This window comes from Lactobacillus sp. UBA5813 (assembly GCF_002417895.1).
In the GTDB taxonomy this organism is placed as follows: Bacteria; Bacillota; Bacilli; order Lactobacillales; family Lactobacillaceae; genus Lactobacillus; species Lactobacillus amylolyticus.
The window spans coordinates 1-4,025 of sequence record NZ_DICZ01000027.1 but is presented as its reverse complement, the minus strand read 5'-3'; the positions used below and the strand labels follow the sequence as shown (position 1 = coordinate 4,025).

Sequence of the window (4,025 nt, the reverse complement as noted above, 5' to 3'; positions counted from 1 at the left end):
TGCCGGCGTGATTGGGGCAAAATTTGCTAATGATGTCAGCGAAGAAAAATTAAAAAAGATCGTCGCAGTAATCTTCATTTTGCTTGGTATTATGATGATTGCGATGAAATTTGTAAAATAATTTTGAAAAGCAAAAGCATTCTGAAAGAGCAGAATGCCTTTTTATTTATCATTTATAAATATAAGTATTAAAGCTTTTTTGATAATCATAATTAAACAAATGAAGTAGCGTCATTGCACACCAATCTGTCTCCTCATCTGCTTCAAAGAAAGTTTGATCATATTTTGAAAAGATACGTTTCAAGACTGACTGATAGAATACAGAACAAGTTTCTTTATCACTTGAAGCGACATACGCAATTTCATTCTTTTCAGTAAAGATCACATTATCAACTCGATCGTTTATATCTAAACTGTAAAAACCACTGTCCGTTGGAACGTTCTCAAGAAAAGTTTCGTAATCGGCTGTGTAAGGTGAAACTGGCCTTGAAATTTCAATATAGTGCTGATACAAAAGCTGACAGCATTTTTGATAAATCGAATCTTCACTTGAAAAATAATGAATTAGATGATCTGATTGCAATTTATCCTTTAAATCAGTTTTAGTAAATTCTGGACAAAAGCAATGACGTTTACACTCAAAACCATTGCTAGTTAAATATTTGATCAATTCTGTTTCTGAAGATTCAATCATTACCTGCAAAGGCTTACCTTCAATTTCTTTAATTTTCTCAAAAGGTGAAAAATCAGGATAAGAATTAAGTTTAATTTTTAAATAAACACAAGTATTATGGAACTCATTTTGATATGTAGAAATCGTTCCTATTTGTTCTTGATTATATAAAATCTCATAAGTTTTCGAATCAGTTTTCTTAATGGAAAATGACATCATTTATCTCCAAATTTTTCTAAAACAGCAATAGTCGTCTTCGGACGGCTATTTTTTGTTAATGATATTATTGATGTTTGGAGCAATTAAACTCTCTTTTAATTTCATATCAACTGGTCTATATGTTTCATCGATATATTCATCCCAGTATTCATTATGCTTTTTATCAATATAATTTTCTGATTCTTCTACAGGCTGACCACCTTCGCCTTGAATAGAATACCAATAGAAATACATATACCCGTCTTGAGCCTTTTCAGAAAAAAAGTTTCAACAAACATATTCTCTGCAGCCATCGTACCTACAGTATCTTCATGATGACTATTGAGAAAGTCCATCCATTCCTGAGTCTTTTCTTCTTTACCCTTTTTGATTCTAAAACGTGTTAATTCAATTCTAGTCATAACTTTTCCCCTTTATATTTTAATTAAAATGTTAGCTCCAATTTTTAAGCCCGCACTGTAAGACTCTTCTCCCCATCTACGTTCATCATAATTACCGTGTTGGCCAAGAAGTCGGGTGTAAATAAAAGGCTCTTCATTCATTGCGGTGCCTCTTTTATCATTTCTTACCATTTTTAATCTTTCGATATATGGCAGTTATGATAGCTAATAAGTTAAAGCCAATTAAGAAAGGAATGCCTAATAACATCTCACTGTGCCAAAAATCTATTATTGCGTCGGCCTTATGAACACCAAAGATCATTGTCCCGAAACTATAATATGCTGAGTACAACGTGATGAGTAATAATCCAATTAAATTGATGGCAATTAAGCTTGTTAGCCATTTTGCCTTTTCCTTCATAGAGTCACCATTTACCCCTAGCTAAATTTTTAGATTCTTTAATTTTATTTTCATATTATACAGTACCTGCTATAATGACTGCAATATTAAACAGGAATTGATTTGGAAAAGACATAGGTGAGGAAAAGATCGATAATGTATAAAAAAAGGCCATCCCTTGAGGGATGGCCTTCTTTAATTTTTATAAATGATGCGAGCAGACAACATTTAAAGTATTTTCAAGCAACTATTATTATAACAAAAGTTGCTTACTTCTTATATTTTTTCTGCATTTTGATGTTAATAAACAAGTCTAGCACAGTTACTCAAGTTTTTAAAAATTTCTATTTTTTTGAAAATTCAGAATTTATTTTTCCTCCAGCTTTTAAAAATTCCCACTTTTTTAAAAATTCAAAGTCATTAATTTTAAAAAAAGAAAATGCAACAAGATTTCATTTTTTCCGAACTAAATGAACCACTTTGTGGCCGTGTCTTATGGCGTTTTACAGTTTCTGCAAAAGGAATATCAAAATAATACGCATCAATATTTTCGCCATACAAATGCTGAGCTTTTTTGAATAATGGCGTATACCATTCAGCGTTAAGGATCCCTTCTAAAATCCTAATTTCACAATTATTATGGCCATATTCCAACAAATTTTCTAAAAGTGGTAAAGCAACAGTATCTTTTCCATCTTTAGCTCTAAGCATATCTCGACGTATCGTATCTTGTGAAATTAACAAATTATTTCTGGCTAATTTTTTGTGAATTTCACGAGCTAGCGTACTCTTTCCACTTCCAGAATTACCTCTGATTATAATTAATTTTTTCATATTGAACGCTTCTTAAGATATAAATATTCTTTTGTTAATATTGAGCCAACGTTCCATTTTTCTTTACATACTTGTCAGTCAAATTGAAAATTATCACGCCAATAACCAACCACAAAATTGCATTAAACATTGAACCTACCAAAAATTTTATCAAATCATTTATCTCTCGTTTTCTCGTCATCCCTAAGCATATAGTGAGAGAAAAATATGCTTAAAATGACAAAAGCAGCCACATAGCCAATAAGATAATCTTTCAATGTCGGCGGCCAGACAATATGATTAATATAATGCAATTGTATAAATTGTTGAATAATTGACAAAAGCACATCAAAAAGCGGCCAGAGTAAAGCAACAAAAAGTGATGCCAAGATACATAATCCTATAATCTTGATTTTTGCTTTCATCATGTCTTCCTTTCCCATAAGATGCTCTAAAATTTCAAGCTTTTTATCAGTATATCAAAGGAATCGGCGACGATTCAATGTATGGTTACAACGAAGGCGATCATACCGATGAATTCAGTGGCAACTTCAGTTTGAGAGCTAGATTAGCCGAATAAATATTTTACATAAACAAACATAAAAGTCTTACTGCTGAAAATTGCAGTAAGACTTTTTTATTAGGTATTACTAATCCACAAACTCCTTTAAATCAATGACCTGATCGTATTTTTCTAATTCTTCAGGTTCATAATGGTGAATCACTTCAACAAAAGTGAGATCTGAATTCAGTAAGTAATGATGAATATCATCTGAGGTTTTCTTATCCAATGAAGCATTGATTTCATCCAGCAACAGAATCGATCGTTTAGCTAAAATTGCTCTTGCCAATTCAATTCTCGCAAGCTGACCGCCAGATAATTGATCTGCGTTGTCACCTAATGAATAAGCGAAGCCTTTTTCTTCAACTAATTCGCTCAAATCGAGGCTTGCGCAGACTTTTCTAACCTCTTCTTCTGAAATTTTTGCTCCCAAGGTTAGGTTGAACCATAAACTATCAGCAAAAATCACTGGAGCTTGGCTAGCGTAAGCAAAGATCTTATAAAAACTGCCTGCTTTTTGACTGACTCCATCAAGCATAATTTCTTTGGCATGGCCGTATTTGCCATACATTAAGAACTGCAATAAAGTTGACTTACCAACGCCAGAAGGCCCAATAATCGCTGTTTTAGTACCTTTTTGAATTTCAAAACTGATACCGTGTGCTAATTTTTGTTTTTTTCTGAACAAATCAAGGTCTTTCACACTCAACTTATTAGCAAAAATACTATTTTCTTGATCTTGCTTTTCAGACAATGATAAGTATTTCTTCGTCTTTTCAACGATTTTTTTAGTCGTTGCCAGTTTGTTACGATCCGCCAAAATAATTAAAATTGGATTTACAAAGGAATTGGCTAATTGAACGATGGCAAACAATGCACCCAAAGTAGTCATTCCTTTAACAGCCATATATATGCCAACTAAAAATGGTACCAAGAAAGTAACAACATTACCTAATAACCAATGTCATTAAGTTAAGA

General features: G+C 32.2%; 4 protein-coding genes and 2 pseudogenes. All 6 read right to left on the bottom strand.

Annotation, left to right across the window (positions count from 1 at the left end):
• Positions 1-169: 169 nt before the first annotated feature.
• A complete protein-coding gene (locus tag B2008_RS05145) occupies positions 170-889 on the bottom strand; it encodes a GNAT family acetyltransferase (RefSeq protein ID WP_281828278.1) in 720 nt (239 codons plus the stop codon).
• Positions 890-937: 48 nt separating this feature from the next.
• Positions 938-1,293, bottom strand: a pseudogene (locus tag B2008_RS05140) (DUF6176 family protein).
• Positions 1,294-1,305: 12 nt separating this feature from the next.
• Positions 1,306-1,434, bottom strand: coding sequence for a hypothetical protein (locus tag B2008_RS05135; RefSeq protein ID WP_281828276.1), 129 nt, complete (start codon positions 1,432-1,434; stop codon positions 1,306-1,308).
• A gap of 664 nt (positions 1,435-2,098) precedes the next feature.
• Positions 2,099-2,506, bottom strand: a complete 408-nt coding sequence (locus tag B2008_RS05125) for an AAA family ATPase (protein WP_281828272.1) — start codon at positions 2,504-2,506, stop codon at positions 2,099-2,101.
• Between the two features lie 155 nt (positions 2,507-2,661).
• Positions 2,662-2,913 (bottom strand): hypothetical protein, encoded by a 252-nt coding sequence (locus B2008_RS05120; protein ID WP_286822533.1) that lies wholly within the window; start codon positions 2,911-2,913, stop codon positions 2,662-2,664.
• Positions 2,914-3,135: 222 nt separating this feature from the next.
• Positions 3,136-4,005 (bottom strand): annotated as a pseudogene (locus B2008_RS05115) (ATP-binding cassette domain-containing protein); the annotation flags it as partial.
• Positions 4,006-4,025 lie beyond the last annotated feature (20 nt).